Origin of the sequence: Stenotrophomonas sp. STK16_22 (genome assembly GCF_051984505.1) — a bacterium.
Lineage (GTDB): Bacteria > Pseudomonadota > Gammaproteobacteria > Xanthomonadales > Xanthomonadaceae > Stenotrophomonas > Stenotrophomonas maltophilia_A.
On sequence record NZ_CP196972.1, the window covers coordinates 4,737,501 to 4,752,758 of the forward strand.

At 68.2% G+C, this 15,258-nt stretch carries 13 protein-coding genes (1 of these 13 cut by a window edge); 3 read left to right on the forward strand and 10 right to left on the reverse strand.

Annotation, left to right across the window (positions count from 1 at the left end):
* From ACSYAO_RS21845 to egtB, 5 genes are all read right to left on the reverse strand, one after another.
* A protein-coding gene (locus ACSYAO_RS21845) for a DUF2628 domain-containing protein (RefSeq protein ID WP_049460673.1) crosses the window boundary here: on the reverse strand, window positions 1-383 show its start. It extends 391 nt beyond the left edge of the window; 383 of the gene's 774 nt are visible here — the first part of the coding sequence; it begins with the start codon at window positions 381-383; its stop codon lies beyond the left edge, outside the window.
* Window positions 384-433: 50 nt separating this feature from the next.
* A complete protein-coding gene (locus tag ACSYAO_RS21850) occupies window positions 434-1,300 on the reverse strand; it encodes a D-hexose-6-phosphate mutarotase (protein WP_049460674.1) in 867 nt (288 codons plus the stop codon).
* Window positions 1,301-1,340: 40 nt separating this feature from the next.
* Entirely contained in the window at window positions 1,341-2,609 is a 1,269-nt protein-coding gene (locus ACSYAO_RS21855) for a lytic murein transglycosylase (protein WP_049460676.1), read from the reverse strand.
* Window positions 2,610-2,693: 84 nt separating this feature from the next.
* Window positions 2,694-3,668, reverse strand: a complete 975-nt coding sequence (gene egtD / locus ACSYAO_RS21860; protein WP_049460678.1) for an L-histidine N(alpha)-methyltransferase — start codon at window positions 3,666-3,668, stop codon at window positions 2,694-2,696.
* On the reverse strand, window positions 3,665-4,936 hold the full coding sequence (gene egtB, locus ACSYAO_RS21865) for an ergothioneine biosynthesis protein EgtB (RefSeq protein WP_049460680.1): 1,272 nt from the start codon (window positions 4,934-4,936) through the stop codon (window positions 3,665-3,667). Before egtB ends, egtD begins: the two co-directional genes overlap by 4 nt.
* A 150-nt stretch (window positions 4,937-5,086) precedes the next feature.
* Between egtB and ACSYAO_RS21870 the strand changes: the two genes are divergently transcribed.
* Window positions 5,087-6,367, forward strand: a complete 1,281-nt coding sequence (locus ACSYAO_RS21870) for a GGDEF domain-containing protein (protein ID WP_049460682.1) — start codon at window positions 5,087-5,089, stop codon at window positions 6,365-6,367.
* A gap of 3 nt (window positions 6,368-6,370) precedes the next feature.
* Here the strand turns inward: ACSYAO_RS21870 and ACSYAO_RS21875 are convergent, their stop codons facing one another.
* Window positions 6,371-6,763: a YchJ family protein gene (locus ACSYAO_RS21875; RefSeq protein WP_049460684.1), complete on the reverse strand. Its 393-nt coding sequence runs from the start codon at window positions 6,761-6,763 to the stop codon at window positions 6,371-6,373.
* 102 nt (window positions 6,764-6,865) lie between these two features.
* Between ACSYAO_RS21875 and ACSYAO_RS21880 the strand changes: the two genes are divergently transcribed.
* Window positions 6,866-7,645 (forward strand): sulfite exporter TauE/SafE family protein, encoded by a 780-nt coding sequence (locus ACSYAO_RS21880; protein ID WP_049460691.1) that lies wholly within the window; start codon window positions 6,866-6,868, stop codon window positions 7,643-7,645.
* Between the two features lie 96 nt (window positions 7,646-7,741).
* Here the strand turns inward: ACSYAO_RS21880 and ACSYAO_RS21885 are convergent, their stop codons facing one another.
* The 4 genes from ACSYAO_RS21885 to folE all read right to left on the reverse strand — a co-directional run bounded on the left by ACSYAO_RS21885 (window position 7,742) and on the right by folE (window position 14,020).
* Window positions 7,742-11,122 (reverse strand): ATP-binding protein, encoded by a 3,381-nt coding sequence (locus tag ACSYAO_RS21885; RefSeq protein ID WP_049460686.1) that lies wholly within the window; start codon window positions 11,120-11,122, stop codon window positions 7,742-7,744.
* A gap of 16 nt (window positions 11,123-11,138) precedes the next feature.
* Window positions 11,139-11,840, reverse strand: a complete 702-nt coding sequence (locus tag ACSYAO_RS21890) for a DUF4194 domain-containing protein (protein WP_005411692.1) — start codon at window positions 11,838-11,840, stop codon at window positions 11,139-11,141.
* On the reverse strand, window positions 11,827-13,296 hold the full coding sequence (locus ACSYAO_RS21895) for a DUF3375 domain-containing protein (protein ID WP_049460689.1): 1,470 nt from the start codon (window positions 13,294-13,296) through the stop codon (window positions 11,827-11,829). Before ACSYAO_RS21895 ends, ACSYAO_RS21890 begins: the two co-directional genes overlap by 14 nt.
* Before the next feature lie 112 nt (window positions 13,297-13,408).
* A complete protein-coding gene (gene folE, locus ACSYAO_RS21900) occupies window positions 13,409-14,020 on the reverse strand; it encodes a GTP cyclohydrolase I FolE (protein WP_004141296.1) in 612 nt (203 codons plus the stop codon).
* A 766-nt stretch (window positions 14,021-14,786) separates the two neighbouring features.
* Here folE and ACSYAO_RS21905 point away from each other — a divergent pair.
* Window positions 14,787-15,242 (forward strand): MarR family winged helix-turn-helix transcriptional regulator, encoded by a 456-nt coding sequence (locus ACSYAO_RS21905; RefSeq protein ID WP_012481667.1) that lies wholly within the window; start codon window positions 14,787-14,789, stop codon window positions 15,240-15,242.
* Window positions 15,243-15,258 lie beyond the last annotated feature (16 nt).

The following is a 15,258-nucleotide window of genomic DNA, read 5'->3' on the forward strand; positions in this document are numbered from 1 at the left end:
TGATCCAGCCGCCAGCGCTGGCGATAGATCGGGAAGTTGCCGCCGACCACGCTGGCGTACAAGGCCATCTCGCCCTCCAGCCCGGCAGCCGCAGCCCTGTCCGGTGCAGCGACCGGTGCACGATAGGGATCGGACGGGTCGCCGACATCCGGCGCGATGCCCTCAACCGCAGGGGCTGCGTCGATATCCAGGGCCGGAACCACCTCGACGGGGGTGGAAGCCTGCTCCAGTTCCGCCAACGGCCGCCATGAGGGCATACCTTCGCACCAGAGCAGGGTGCGCGCCGTAACCGTCCCTTCCTGCTGCAGCTGGCGAAGACCGGCCAGATCCACCGGCCCACTGCTCTGCCTGCCATTGGCGTACCACCATTGTGCTTCCTGCATGTTTTCCGTCCTTGCTACCTGCATCGACAAACTGAAATCGTTGCCCGCGCCTACAGCGCGGTACTGCCCAGGGTCTGCACCAGCTGATGGCGCGCACCCGGCGCAAGCGTAATCTGCTCCGGGCCTGCGTTGGCCACTTCCAGGCATACGTAATCGCGCCAGCCCTCGCCGACATCGGCCATTTTCGCTGCCGCCTCCGCACCGGGATTCCAGGCCACCAGCGTCTGGCTGCCTTCGCTGCGGATCTCGATCCGCCTCTGCAGTACGGGATCACGCAGCACGTAATGGCCGCCGGCACCGGTATAGATGCGATCGCTGCGACCGGGGTCACGCGGATCGCGCAATGACCACGGTCCCTGTTGCAGGCGAAGCTGCGCATAGTCCTCGTACTTGTCCAGGTACTGCAGGCCGTCAAGGCCCTCGACCTCGATCTGGTTGGCATCGCCCACCCGGAAATAGCTGTGCAGGGCCTGGGTGAAGGTCACCGGCGAGGTTCCGGTGTTTTCGGTGACGAGCTGCTGACGCAGCTGGCGGCCGATGCGCAACTGCATCTGCAGGCGCAGGCCGGGATCGGCGCAGGGTGCAGGTGCCAACTGCAGCTCGACCTCACCGTCATCGCTCTGGCTGGCCTGCAGAAGCTCCCAACGCGCGGTGCGCACCAGGCCATGCGCGGGCACATCATTGTTCTGGCCCTGGCGGCCGAACCACGGCCAGCACACCGGGACGCCACCGCGGATGGGCGTGGGCAGCTCGGCGCGCGTGGGCGAAAGCCACAGTACATCGGGCTGCCCATCGGGAATGAACGACAGCAGCTGTCCGCCGAACACGCTGATGACCGCCGTCGCGCTGGGGGTGCGCACGTGCCAGGCCTCCAGCCCGTGATACAGGCCGCTGCTGATGTCCGGATCCGACTGCATGCGATGACGCTCCTTGAAGACCGCGGCGATGATGTCGCGGTCAGCGTGCCTGGGGCAAGGCCTTCTGCGCAGCGGGTGCGATGGCGGCCGCCTCTTCCTGCAGCGCGCGCAGGATGCGCTGGCCGGCACGCCCATCGGCGTTGGCCCAGCCCAGGCGCTGCTGCTCGGACTGGATCGCGCGACGGGTGGCGGTACCGATCATGCCGTCGGCGGTACCGATGTCGTGGCCACGCGCCAGCAGCAGGGTCTGCAGCTGACGGCGTTCATCACGGCCGATGCCGGGATCATCCGTCGGCCAGGCGGTAGCCAGCCCGTTGCCGCCACGCAGCTGGTCGGCCAGCGTGGCGATCGCCAGCGCATAGCTTTCGGCGGCGTTGTAGCTGTAGATCGCGTCATAGTTGCGGAACACCAGCAGCGCCGGACCCTTGATCCCTGCCGGCAGCAGCAGGGCGGCGCGCGCATCCGCCGGCAGGTTGGCCGGAGCCAGCACACTGCCATCCAGCGCGGTCAGGCCCTGCGCACGCCAGTCGGCCAGGGCGCGACGCTGGGTACGTCCGGCCTGGCTGGCGTTGAAGCCAGCGGGAACAAGAACTTCCATGCTCCACGGCTCGCCACTGCGCCAGCCGGCGCGCTTGAGGTAGTTGGCAGTGGAGGCCAGCGCATCGGGAATGCTGCCGACCAGATCGCGGCGGCCATCGCCATCACCGTCCACGGCGATGCGTGCGTAGGTGCTGGGCATGAACTGCGTATGCCCGAAGGCACCGGCCCAGGAACCGGTGAGGCCCTGTGCCTGCAGGTCGCCGCGGTCGATCAGCTTGAGCAGTGCCAGCAATTCACCGCGGAAGAAGGGTTGGCGACGGCCGGCGCAGGACAGCGTGGCCAGTGACTGCAGCAGGGGGCGCTTGCCGAACACGCGGCCGTAGTCGCTCTCCACGCCCCAGACCGCGACGATGGTGGCGGCATCGACACCGTACTGCGCCGACACCCGATCGAGCAGGTCGCGATGCTGCTCCAGCATGGCGCGACCATCAGCCACGCGCTGGCGATCGACCAGCGCGGCCAGGTAGTCCCAGATCGGCGTGGTGAATTCCGGCTGCGCATCGAGCAGGCCAAGCACACTGGGGTCCGGGGTGAGCCCGGCGGTGATTTCATTGAAGCGATCGGCACTGATGCCCTGGCTGGCGGCCGTGGCCTGCAGGCCCGTCAGGCAGCGGCTGAAGGCCGGATCGACGCTGGCATCCGGTGCTGCAGGCAGCGCGGGGGGCGAGGCGAGAGCGGCCGCCAGGCCGAGGGTGGTCAGAATGGGCATGGCGTCCTCCGTGTTGCCGTTGCACGGCCATCTTAGGGGTAGCGGTGCTGCAGAACCTGAAGGGGTACCGGCTGGCCGGCCGCCCTAGATGGCACGCAGCAGGCGCATGCCGTAGGCGGGACTGTCGGCATTCCAGCGCTGCGTGACCTGCAGGCCCGCCTGCTGCAGCAGCGCCTCGAAGCTGTCGTCGGTGTACTTGTGGCTGTACTCCACACGGATCGGTTCGTCGGCGGCGAAGTGGAAGGTGCGGCCGTCCAGATGCACATCCTGCGCCCAGCGGCTGACCAGATCGGTTTCGATGCGCAGCCGCGCGGTGCTGTAGCAGGCACGGTGGTGGAAGCCGTCGAGGTCGAAGTCGCTGCCGATCTCGCGATTGAGCCGGGCCAGCAGGTTGAGAGTGAACGCGGCGGTGACGCCCTGCGCGTCGTTGTAGGCCGCTTCGATCAGAGCCGGGTCCTTGTGCAGATCGATGCCGACCAGGGCCAGGCCGTCGCGGCCCATCGTCTGGCGCATCGCCCGCAGCAGTGCGTCCGCGTCTTCGCCTTCAAAGTTGCCCAGCGTGGAACCGGGGAAGAACAGCAGCCGTCGCGCGGGTTCGCGCTCGGGCATGGGAACGGCGACGGGGCGGGTGAAGTCGGCACAGACCGGCAGCATCTCCACCTCCGGCAACGCCGGCGCCAGATGATCGATGCTGGACAGCAGCGCGGCCCGCGAGATCTCGATCGGCGTATAGGCCACCGGGTCGTGAAGTGCGGCCAGCAGCAGCGCGGTCTTGCGTCCGCTGCCGCTGCCCAGCTCCACCACGTGCAGACGCGGGCCAACGCTGCGGGCGATGTCCGGCAGCACACGCTTCAGCAGGGCCAGCTCGGTGCGCGTGGGGTAGTACTCGGGGGTCTGCGTGATCTGCTCGAACAGGCGCGAGCCACGCGCATCGTAGAAGTACTTGGACGGCAGCTGCCGCGGCGTACGTGAGAGCCCGGCCACCACGTCGGAGAGGATCTGCTGCCGCCCGGGGGTGAGATCGGTCAATGCCTGCAGCGCGTTATGCACGGTGCTCATGTGAGGTCCCTGGCCAGGCGCAGCCCGGAGAACTGCCAGCGCGCCGGCGGCATGAAGAAGTTGCGGTAGCTGGCGCGCACATGGCCGCGGGGTGTCGCGCAGCTGCCGCCACGCAGCACCCACTGCCCGCACATGAACTTGCCGTTGTACTCACCGAGGTTGCCGGCGAAGGGACGGAAGCCCGGATAGGCGCCATACGCGCTGTGGGTCCACTCCCAGACATCGCCGAACAGCTGCCGCATTCCACTGCCCTGCGCTGCCAGCGGGTGCAGCCGGTCGTCGTCAGCGAAATGGCCGCGCAGCGGCTGCGACGCAGCGGCGGCTTCCCATTCGTACTCGCTGGGCAGGCGCGCGCCGGACCAGCGGGCGCAGGCATCGGCCTCGTAGTAGCTGAGGTGGCAGACCGGCGCGTGCGGATCCAGTTCGCGCCAACCGCCCAGGGTGTACTCGCGCTGCAGGGCGTCATCCCAGTACAGCGGGTGCTGCCAGCCCTCGGCTTCGCGCAGCGCCCAGCCTTCGCTGAGCCACCAGCGCGGTTCACGGTAGCCGCCGGCGTCGATGAAGGCCCGATACTCGGCATTGCTGACGGGACGCTCGGCCAATGCGTGCGCGGGGAGCAGCACGCGGTGCGCTGGCGATTCGTTGTCGTAGGCGAACGCGGCCTGCTGCGGCCATGCCGCGGCGCCGACGGTGACGATGCGCTCGGGTGATTCGATCCAGCCCTGCGCACTGGCAGCGCTGGTGGCAGGCTGCAGGTCCTCGCGGTAGGTGGGCTGCAGCGGGTTGCACCAGAACGCATGCTTGATGTCGGTGAGCAGCAGCTCCTGGTGCTGCTGCTCGTGCTGCAGGCCCAGCTGCAGATGTTGCAGTGCCTGTTCATCGAGATCGCCCGCCGCCAACCGCGATTGCACCTGCGCATCGACCTGCTGGCGGTAGTCGCGCACCTGCTGCAGCGAGGGCCGCGACAGCAACCCGCGCTGTGGCCGCGCATGCGCCGGGCCGATGCTCTTGTAGTAGCTGTTGAACAGGTAGTCCCAGGCAGGGTCATGCGCCGGTGCAGGTGGGAAGCCGGCCAGCACGAAGCGTTCGAAGAACCAGGTGGTGTGAGCCAGGTGCCATTTGCTCGGGCTGGCGTCAGCCATGCTCTGCAGCATGGCGTCCTCGGCGCTGAGCGGCGCGGCCAGCTGCAGGCTGCGCGTCCGTACATGGGCGAACTGGCGGGCGAGATCGTGCTGCGGGGCAGCGACGGCGGCGGGTACGCTGTCCATGTGGGCAGCATCGGCGCTGGACGGTGAGTGCGACGTCATGGTTCGGCGTCACTTCGTTCACATGGATGAGCCTGCCGCATTCAAGAAGCCACCACGAACGCCGCTAACGGCAATGCTGCGGCCGCGTCGTCACCGCGCTGGAATTCCTGCTTGCCCCTGCATCCGCTCCGCCAGCCTGCGCATTACCTGTTCGTGCTGCCTGCCGTGCTGGTTGCCGTGGTGGTGTGGACCGCATTGGATACCGCAGACGTAGCCAGCCCGGCGCAGCGCATCCTGCCCTGGCTGCTGGCCTGCCTCGGTGCCGGCCTGGCCCTGCTCTACCACCAGGTGCGCACGTTGTGCCTGCTGATGGTTGTGGCGGTGATGTTCGCGCTGCTGCACCAGGACGTCGCTGGCTACCTGCGCAATGGCCATGTCACCACGCTGACACCGCTGCGCTTCCACGCCATCTCGGCCTGGTTGCCGCTGTTGTCTGCCGGCCTTGCGTTGTGGCCGGAGCGCGGACGGCGGCGCCAGGACCTGCTGCTGCGCGGTATTGCCATCGGCACCGCGGTGATGATCTTCCTGCTGCTAGCCACACAGCAGCCGCGCGGCATGCACGATCTGCTGTCGAACCGTCACTGGGCCTGGATTCCCGCCGACTGGAACGCGCTGGCGCAGCTGCCGGCGCTGCTGTTCCTGCTGGCGACCGCAGCGTTGGGCTGGCAGGCGTGGCGGCACCCGCGCCCACTGCATACGGCGATGCTGCTGGCCCTGCTGTGCCTGTGGTGGATGCTGCCACGGGTGTTCCTGCACCCGGTGCTGCTACCGGCGCTGAGCAGTGCCGCCCTGCTGCTGATGCTGGGTGCGATGCTGCAGGAGTCCTTCCACATGGCCTTCCGCGATGAGCTGACCGGCCTGCCCGGACGCCGGGCATTCAACGAGACCCTGCAGCGGGCACGCGGCACCTACAGCATCGCGATGGTGGACGTGGACCACTTCAAATCATTCAACGACACCCATGGCCACGACACCGGAGACGATGTACTGCGCCTGGTGGCCTCGCGGCTGGCGCGGGTGGGCGACGGTGGCCGTGCATTCCGCTATGGCGGTGAGGAGTTCGCGGTGGTGTTCCTGGACCGCCCTGCGGCGGCCTGCATGGATGCCGTGGAGGCGCTGCGGCAGAGCATCGAGGAGACCCGCATGCAGCTGCGCGACCGCAGCACCCGCAGCCGCGATGACGAAGCCGGCCGCCAGCAGCGCGGACGCGGTGGCAGCGGCCAGGTGGTACAGGTGACGGTGAGCATCGGCCTGGCCGACAGCCATGTGGATCCGCGCCCGATGGCAGTGGTCAAGGCCGCCGACCAGGCGCTGTACGTGGCCAAGGACGGGGGGCGCAACCAGGTGCACGCGCACGGCGGTCAGCGCGTGCTGGCCGTGCGTGGCGGCTGAGGCTCAGACCGCGTCGAGGTAGTACCAGCGGCCGTCGATGCGCTGGAAGCGGCTGTGTTCGGTCATCTTGACCGCACTACCGCCGCCGATGCGATAGCGCGCGGTGAAGCGGACATCGGCGCTGTCAGCACCGGTGACGGTGTGCTCGTGCACGGTCAGGCCCAGCCAATGGGTACGCTGGCCGGGCGCATCATCCAGCGACAACTCGGCCGGACGCGTGTCCGGATGCCAGCTCTGGCGCAGGTAGTCAGCCAGACCGCGCACGTAGGCGCTATAGCGCGAACGCATCAGGCGCTCGGCATCGGGCGCGGGTTCACCGGCGTGGAAACGGCCGCAGCAGGCGGCATAGTCGGCGGGCAGGCCACAGGGACAGGGATCGGCGGGCTTTCGGCTCATGCCGGCATTGTCGCCGGGTTGCGCGGATTGATCCACGCGCGGCACGGGCCAGCTGAAGCAGGACAGGCGTATGCTGTCGCGCCCCCACCTTGATTGATCGCCGTGCTGGAACTGGTTCCCCCTGAGTTGTGGTGGCTGGTGGTGATCGCCTTCATCGCCGGCCTTGTGGATGCCGCCGTGGGTGGCGGTGGCCTGGTGCAGCTGCCCGGCCTGTTCACGGTGCTGCCGCAGCAGACGCCGGCGATGCTGTTCGGTACCAACAAGTTCAGTTCGATGTTCGGCACCGGTGCGGCTGCCTGGCGCTATGCGCGCAACGTGCGCTTCCCGTGGAAGCCGGTGCTGTTCGCGGCCGGCACCGCCTTCATCTTCTCCTTCGCCGGGGCCACCGCGGTGAGCCTGCTGCCCAAGGACGCGGTGCGCCCACTGGTGCTGGTGCTGCTGATCGCGATGCTGGCCTACACGTTGTGGAAAAAGGACTTCGGCGCGCTGCACCGGCCGCAGGAAGTCGGCCGCCGCGAGCTGGTGATCGCGCTGGCGATCGGTGCGGCGATCGGCTTCTACGATGGTTTCTTCGGGCCGGGCACCGGCAGCTTCCTGATCTTCCTGTTCGTGCGCTTCTTCGGCCTGGATTTCCTGCGCGCGTCGGCCGCGTCGAAGGTGGTGAACCTGGCGACGAATGTTGCAGCGATCTCGTTCTTCGTGCCGACCGGCAACATCCTGTGGCTGTTCGCGCTGCCGATGGCGGCGGCCAACATCATCGGTTCGGTGGTGGGCACGCGGTTGGCGCTGAAGGGCGGCACGCCGTTCATCCGCAAGCTGTTCGTGGGGCTGGTGGTGGTGCTGATCGCGCGGATGGCGTGGGATACGTTGCGCGGAGCGTGAGTGCGGTTGCCGGCCAGCGGCCGGCACTACCGGGTCATGAACCCCGCCCATGGGTAGTGCCGGCCGCTGGCCGGCATTCCCATTCAATCGGCCGGGTCAGGCCTCGGCTTCTTCCGGTTCGTTGGCCTGCTGGCGGCTGCGCTCGGGCAGCTTCAGGCGCTTGCCTTCTTCGTCGTACTCGATCAGCAGCACGCCGGAGTCGTGGCGGCCGCTGATTTCGACGAAGCAGGCGCCACCGATGAACGGCTCCAGCGTCATCACCGACTTCAGCGGGGTGGCCACCACCATCTGGAAGCCGAAGTTGTCGAAGATGTTCATCGCCAGTGCGGTGAACTCGTTGTCGGCCTTGTCGAAGGCTTCGTCAAGCACGACCGCGGCGTAACTGGGCAGCTGGCTGTCGGCACCGCCAAGCTGGTAGCGCAGCGCTGCCGCCAGGCAGGTGGTAGCCAGCTTCTGGCGCTGGCCGCCGGACTTGCCGGCGCCGCTGCGGTAGATCTCGACCTGCTGGCGCGTTTCCGCATCCAGCTCGACGCCGATGAACTCCACGTGCATGCGCACGTCCAGCACCAGCTCGCGCCAGCGCTTGTCCTCGCCTTCCTGCGAGCCGAGCCGGTTGACCAGCTGGCGCAGCACGGTGAACTGCGACTCGGCCAGCTCGCGCTGCTCGGTCTGCTGCTGCGACAGCACCTCACGCAGCTGCAGGTGGAATTCGCCGACTTCGGGCAGGCGGCGGTCGCTCAGTTCGATGGTCAGCAGCGTGCCACGGTTGAACGGCACCTGCTCCAGGCTGGCGTTCACTTCGTCCAGGCGCTGGCCGATCGACTTGCGTGCCTCTGCACTGTGGCGCTGCAGGGCCAGCAGGTTGTTCTTGCTCTGGTTCTGCAGCAGATCGAAGAAGCGCTCTTCGTGCTGCGGCAGGCCATCGCGCTCCAGGCGTTCGAGGCGGGCGAGGAAGTCCTCGGCCGAGGCCACCGAGACGGTGAAGTCGCCCGATTCCTCCGGCCACTGCTGGATGAAGCGACGGAAGCAGCCGATCAGCTGGTTCTCGATGCGGTTGAGGTCCTGCTGCGAGGACGACAGCTGCTCGTTCAGCGCGTTGCTGACCTGGCGCATGTGCGCTTCCAGCGTTTCCAGGCTGAGCGGGCCCTGCTCCTGCAGGCGCTCGGCGAGGCCGGCTTCCTGCTCCTGGGCCAGGCTCGGCAGCACCAGCGCACGGCTCTGCTGGCGGGCGCGGTCGAGGCGATCACGTTCCTTGACCAGCTGGCCACGCTCGACACGGACGTCTTCATAGGTGCGGCGGGATTGTTCGATGTCGGCGCGCACGGCGTCGATCTGCTTGGCCAGCTTGGCGAGATCGGCATTGCCTTCGCGCAGGTCGCGCAGGGTGGCTTCGATATCGGTCAGGCGCTGCTGCGGGGCAGCGATGTCGATCTCGTTCCAGCTGATGCTGACCAGCTCGTGGCAGGCCAGGCGACGTTCGTTGTCGCGGTCACGCTGGCCGCGCAGGCGCGCGATGTCGGTCTCGCAGCTGGCGATGCGCTTGGCCAGTTCCTGCGCTTCGCGCTCGAAGGCGCCCACCTTGTCGTGGTTGTTGAAGCCGAGGATCCAGCGGCGACGGTCGCCCACCGCACTGCGGTCGTCCTTCTCGAAACGGTCGCCCGGATGCTTGACCTGGCCTTCGCGGGTGATGCCACGGTCGACGTTGCGCAGCTGCTTGGCATCCACGCATTCGTAGTCAAAGCGCTTGCCGAGCTCGCGCCGCAGCCAGCTTTCGAACACATGCTCGCGCAGCTCCAGCTTGTGCAGCAGCGACTTCGCCGACGGCTCGCGCGCGAACGCATCATCGTTGCGGCGCACGCGGTAGTAGGTGAAGCGCATGCCCAGGTGGGTACGGTTCACCCACTCGGCGACGTCGTTGTAGTGCTTGTCATCGACCAGCAGTGACAACGCGAAGCCGCCCAGCACGCGCTCGATGGCGCCCTGCCAGCCCTGCTCTTCCGAGCGGACCTGGATCAGCTCGCCGACGAACGGCAGCGCCGCTTCAGCGATGCCGGTTTCCTCGGCCAGGCGCGCGCGCAGCTTCTGCATCGGCGCCGGGATGTTGGAGGGCGTGCGCTGCATCGCTTCGAGTTCGCTGCGCACTTCACCGAAGCGGCGCTCGTCATCGCGCTTGCCGCCGAGGCGATCGCTGATCGCATCGTCCAGTGCTGCCGAGGCACGCTGGCGGTCCTGCAGTTCGTTCTGCGCGCGCTCGACCAGCTCGGCGAAACCATGGGCATCGTCGGGCAGTTCGGCCTGCAGCTGCTGTGCCGCCTCCTGGGCCTGGTCACGCTTGGCCTTGCGGCGGTCGCGCTCGGCTTCGGCGCGGCCCTGCTCGCGCTCCAGTTCCTCGATACGCTCACCGCCCTGCTGGCGGCGCTGCAGTTCCAGTTCGGCCAGGCGCTCGGTGTGGTTGTCGAGCGCGGCGCGGCGCTGGGCCTCTTCGCCGAGCAGGCCACGGTCACGCACGTCCATCTCGCGCAGGCGCGCTTCGATCAGCGCCTGGCGGCGGCTTTCGCGGAAGCTGTCGACGCCGAGCTTCAGTGCTTCGTCGTCGCCACGCTGGCGGTGCATCTCTTTCAGATCGTTGTAGTAGGCGCGTGCCGGCAGCAGGGTTTCCACCTGACGGCGCGCGGTGACCACGGCCTGGTGCGCGCCATCGAGCTCGGCGAAGTCGCTGACCAGGCGCTCGGCGGCGTCGAAGGTCTTCGGCGTGTCGAGCATGAAGTCGCGCAGGAAGACGTTGAGGTCGCCCAGGTTCTTCGCCGACTGCGTCTTGTGCAGCAGACGCAGCGCCATTTCGTTGTCGATACCGAGCAGGTCGCGGAAGCGCTCGGCGTAGCCGGAGAAGGTGTCGAAGTGGTGCAGGTCGGACAGCTTCTGCTTGAGCTTGCGCAGGTCCAGATCGAAGCCGCCGAGATCCTTGGCGATGTCGAACGGGCGCTCGGCAATCATGTAGTGCTTGCGCACGTCGCCGGCCGAGGTGCCGTTGCCGGAGATCCACAGCAGGCGCACCAGGCTGACCACGCGGCCATCGCCGGCGCGGTACTCCAGCACCAGTGCGGTCCAGGTCGCGCCCTTGCGCAGGTACTGGGTAGCGATTTCGCCGGTGCCGCTGTCCTGCTGGTCAGCCCACGCGCCACGCACGTAGGACACCAGGTTGCGGTCGCGGCCGCTGCGCTCGGCTTCACGCGCGGCGGCGTTGAAGTCGACGATGGCCGGCGGCGTCAGCAGCGCGGACATGGCATCGAGCAGGGTCGACTTGCCCGAGCCGGAACGGCCGACGAACAGGAAGCCGCGCTCGGCGATCGGCACTTCGGTCAGGCCGTTGAAGGTGCCCCAGTTGTGCACCTGCAGGCGGCGCATGCGGAACTGCTGCAGGCGCGGGTCCGGCAGGCCTTCGTTGAACAGTGCGGGAGTGTGCTTGGAGATAGCCATGCGATGGTCGGGTCTCTCAGGCCTCGGCGGCCGGGGTTTCGCGCAGCTGGCGGTACACCGCCGAAAGCTGGGACACGTCTTCGGCGGAGAACAGCAGCTTCAGCGCCGGCGAGACTTCGTGGCGGTCTTCCTGGCCGCTGAGGCGGGTCAGGATGTGGTTGTCCTTCATCTTCTGCACCGCCGAGGCGACGCGGCGGTTGAAGCCGGCGCGGTCGGTGGACAGGTTCTTCTCGTAGATGGCCAGCGCTTCGGCCATCTCGGCGTCGGCGACCACCGCGCGGTTGCCGCGCGCATCGGCCTCGGCCAGCTGCTGGCGCAGGTACAGCAGCAGCACCGAATCGATGAAGGTCAGCGGCGAGGTGCGCAGCAGCACCGGCGCATCCACGTCTTCGGTATCGGCCTGGCGGGTGAACGCCACGCCGCTGTCACGGTCGAGCACCAGTTCCAGGAACAGGTCCGCCAGCGACGAGCGGATGGCCGCCTCGCTGCGGATCAGCGCCGGCCACAGCTTGGCGTGGCGCAGCTGGTCGATGCTGGGGCCGATCAGCAGCTGGCACAGCGCACGGCGCGCATCCAGCGGCAGGCGCCCGGTATCGCCGAGGTAGTACACGTCGTTGCCACGGCGGGGCTGCGCCACGGCCGCCACCGGCTCGGCTTCGTAGGCGTCTTCCGCCACGTCGGCCTGCGCTGCGTCGATGGGATCTTCATGCCAGCTCATGGCGTCTCTCCTGGGTGAACCAAACCAGCGGGATGCGGGCGCGACGGATCTGGCCGTCGCCACCACGCCATTCGGCAAGCTCCTGCTCGCCGGCGACCACGTTGCCGAAGCGCGTGCCCAGCGACAGATAGCCGATGACGCTGCCAAGACCCTGCGGCGCCTCGCGCTGCGACAGGGCCTGGGCGATGCTGAGCCGCGGCTGTGCATCGAGCAGGTCGTGCAGGTCGCGACGCAGGGTGCGGAAGTCGATTTCGGACGAAGCGACCAGATCGCCGACGCTTTCCAGGCTGATCGCGGCCGCGTCGTTATACTCGACGTTGCCATCGACCTGGGCGCTGCGTGGATCGTGCAGCCTCCACTGCGACCACGAGCGCAGGCGGCTGGTGGTCAGCTGCAGGTCACGGCCGATGCCGCGTTGTGCGGGGAACTCGTCGCGCAGGGCCAGTGCTTCGGACTGCGCCTGCTTCAGCAGCTGGTTGAGGCGGCGCTGTTCCAGGTAGCCACGGCTCTGCACGAAGCCACGCAGGCTGCGCGCGAAGTTCTGCAGCACATCGTGCACCTGGCCACCGCGCTCGAGCATGGTGCTGGTAAAGCCGCGCAGGAAGTTGCGCTCGTTGCGGTCCAGGCGGCGCGCGAAGCCGCGCGCCAGCACCGCTTCCAGCGCGGCATCGAGCTGGGCACTCTGTTCGGCGTCGTTGAGCAGGCGCCAGAAGGCCTGGAAACTGCGCCCGGCGTCACTTTCGCCAATGACATCCACACCTTCGAACAGCTGCGACAGCACATCGCCGCGCTCGCCCTCGTCGTCGATGATGCGTTCGCGGAAATCGCGGTTGAGCTGCTCGAAGTCATCGCGCACGCGGCGGAAGTCCTCGGTCAGCTCGTCGGCCAGGCCGATGATCTGGCGGGTGCGTTCCAGCGCGCGCTTGCCGTCCAGCGCAACCACGCGGCCGGTGCCGACCCGGGCGATTTCGGCATCGATGCGGTCACGCTCGTCGTGCAGCGCGGACAGGCGCGCATCGGGATCGGCTTCGGTCTGCGCAGCCAGCGCCGAGAGCTGCTCAATGACCAGCGCCAGGCGGCTTTCGGTGGCGGCCACGCGGGCCTGCTCGAGGCCGTCGGCGAAGCGGATCGCCTGCAGTGCCGCGGTCGCCAGCTCGTACTGCTCCTGGTCGGCGCCTTCGGGCAGACGGCGTTCCAGCCAGCCCTGGGCCAGCCAGTGCGCGATGTAGGCCTGCGCGGTACGCGGCAGGTCGCGCGACAGTTCGTCGCCGTTGAGCTGGTCCAGCGCACGTTGCAGGCGCTCGTTGAGCACCGACGACGACAGCGTGCGCTCGCCGTCCATCAGCAGCCCCTGCAGCAGGCCGATGATTTCCGGAGCGTGGTCGGCGGCGAGCAGCTTCCACTGGGGCTGTTCGCGCAGATGGCGGTAACGGGAGATGCGTTCGCGATGCTTCATGCAGCGAAAGAGGTCTGTTGGGCTGACAGGGACGAGCCGCCACGCACGGCTGCCGCGCGGGCAGCCGTGGGCATGCCGGCCCGCAGCGGCCGGCGGGGTGCAGGCAAGCGGCTCAGCGCTTGCCGCCCACTTCGATGAAGCGCAGGAACTCGGCGCGGGTACGCGCGTCGTCGCGGAAGCTGCCCAGCATCTTCGAGGTGACCATGCTGACGCCGCGCTTGTGGATGCCACGGGTGGTCATGCATTCGTGGGCGCCTTCGACGACCACGCCGACACCGATCGGCTGCAGCACATCCTGGATGCACTGGGCGATCTGCGCGGTCATCTTCTCCTGCACCTGGAAACGGCGGGCGTAGGCTTCAACGACGCGGGCCAGCTTGCTGATGCCCACCACCTTGCCGGCCGGCAGGTAGCCGACGTGCACGCGGCCGATGATCGGGGCCATGTGGTGCTCGCAGTGGCTTTCGTACTCGATGTCGCGCAGGACGATCAGCTCGTCGTAGCCGGCCACTTCCTCGAAGGTCCGCTCCATGTAGGCGCGCGGGTCGTCGCGGTAACCGCTGAACCAGTCGCCATAGGCTTCGGCGACACGGCGGGGGGTATCCAGCAGGCCTTCACGGGACGGGTCCTCACCGGCCCAGCGCAGCAGGGTGCGCACGGCATCCTCGGCCTGGTCCTGGGTCACGTCGCCCTGCGGGGCGGCCTTTTCGTTGTTCTTGCTCATTGCGTACAGCGTCCCGAACGGGGGGCGAGCATCGTACCCGACCGGGGGGTGGGTCGTCCTGTTGGGACGGTTCATCGGGGGTCGTTGTTGGCGCGTCGTTGCTATCGGTTTGGAGTGGGAGAGGGGGCAGCGCAGGACACGCCGTAAACCCGTCCATGGGGGCTCGATGGCGCCATCCATGGCGCCAACGGTCCTGCGCAGCCCCCTCTCCCACTCCCTGGCGGTGTCCTGCGGGCGCGACCGGACCGCCTGAAAGCGGGGGCAAAAGCGGGGGTTCATGGCTTCGGAAGCGGCGCGCCGCTGCTGTGGTGTTTTGTGCTTTGGTGGGTGCGGACCGTTGGTCCGCACTGCTTCTGCTCTTGCTTCCAAGAGCCAACCCACCGCGCTCGCGGGGGGATGGGAAGGCAGCGGGGGCCGGGCGGGGCAGGACCGTCCGCGGCATGGGCCCGAGGCATGCCTCGGGCGGGTTGGGCAGGACGCCCAACGCCGGTCTTGCCGTGTGCGCAGGACGCGCACACGAGCAAGCCGCGGCCGAGCCCCCAAGGGTGAGGGCGCTTGCTTGCGAGGCATGCCTCGCAAGCGCCCGAACGCCCAGCCGCCAGCGGCTGGGCCGGACCCCGGAGGGGGGTTCACGGCGTGTCCTGCCCCGCCCGGCCCCCGCTGCCCTACCCGTAGCAACGTGGCGCAACGCTTTCCTCACTACACCCCGCCCATTCATAAAAACCCATTGATAGGAATGAAATTAGTAGTATCCTATCTATCTCTTATGGACCGACCCCTCGACGAACGCACCGTGCTGCAGATGCAGCTCAGCTCCGGCCTGCTTTACGCAGGGCGGCAGTGGCAGCGCCTGGCCGACAGCCGGCTCGGCAGCTACGGCATCTCCACCGCCTGCACCATGCCGCTGCTGATGATCGGCCGCTCCGGCGGTGGCATCCGCCAGGTGGCGCTGGCCCAGCAGCTGGGCATGGAAGGGCCTTCCCTGGTGCGCCTGCTGGACAAGCTGTGCGCCAGCGACCTGGTCCGCCGCGAGAGCGACGCCAGCGACCGCCGCGCCAACCTGCTGTGGCTGACCGACGCGGGACACGCGCTGGTCAGCGAGCTGGAAGACCAGCTGATCGGCCTGCGCCAGGACGTGTTCGGCGAGCTTTCCATGGATGAACTGCACGCCGTGCTGAAGGCATGGCGCCTGCTGGCCGAGGCCGCCGACCGCATCACGTAAGAGCGCTGCCCCCGAA

Bases quoted from the DNA above. Each gene is read 5' to 3' on its own strand.
- egtD (WP_049460678.1), bottom strand. From the start codon at position 3,668: ATGAGCACCGTGCATAACGCGCTGCAGGCATTGACCGATCTCACCCCC.
- ACSYAO_RS21855 (WP_049460676.1), bottom strand. From the start codon at position 2,609: ATGCCCATTCTGACCACCCTCGGCCTGGCGGCCGCTCTCGCCTCGCCC.
- ACSYAO_RS21875 (WP_049460684.1), bottom strand. From the start codon at position 6,763: ATGAGCCGAAAGCCCGCCGATCCCTGTCCCTGTGGCCTGCCCGCCGAC.
- ACSYAO_RS21890 (WP_005411692.1), bottom strand. From the start codon at position 11,840: ATGAGCTGGCATGAAGATCCCATCGACGCAGCGCAGGCCGACGTGGCG.
- ACSYAO_RS21905 (WP_012481667.1), top strand. From the start codon at position 14,787: ATGGACCGACCCCTCGACGAACGCACCGTGCTGCAGATGCAGCTCAGC.
- ACSYAO_RS21850 (WP_049460674.1), bottom strand. From the start codon at position 1,300: ATGCAGTCGGATCCGGACATCAGCAGCGGCCTGTATCACGGGCTGGAG.
- egtB (WP_049460680.1), bottom strand. From the start codon at position 4,936: ATGGACAGCGTACCCGCCGCCGTCGCTGCCCCGCAGCACGATCTCGCC.
- folE (WP_004141296.1), bottom strand. From the start codon at position 14,020: ATGAGCAAGAACAACGAAAAGGCCGCCCCGCAGGGCGACGTGACCCAG.
- ACSYAO_RS21895 (WP_049460689.1), bottom strand. From the start codon at position 13,296: ATGAAGCATCGCGAACGCATCTCCCGTTACCGCCATCTGCGCGAACAG.
- ACSYAO_RS21885 (WP_049460686.1), bottom strand. From the start codon at position 11,122: ATGGCTATCTCCAAGCACACTCCCGCACTGTTCAACGAAGGCCTGCCG.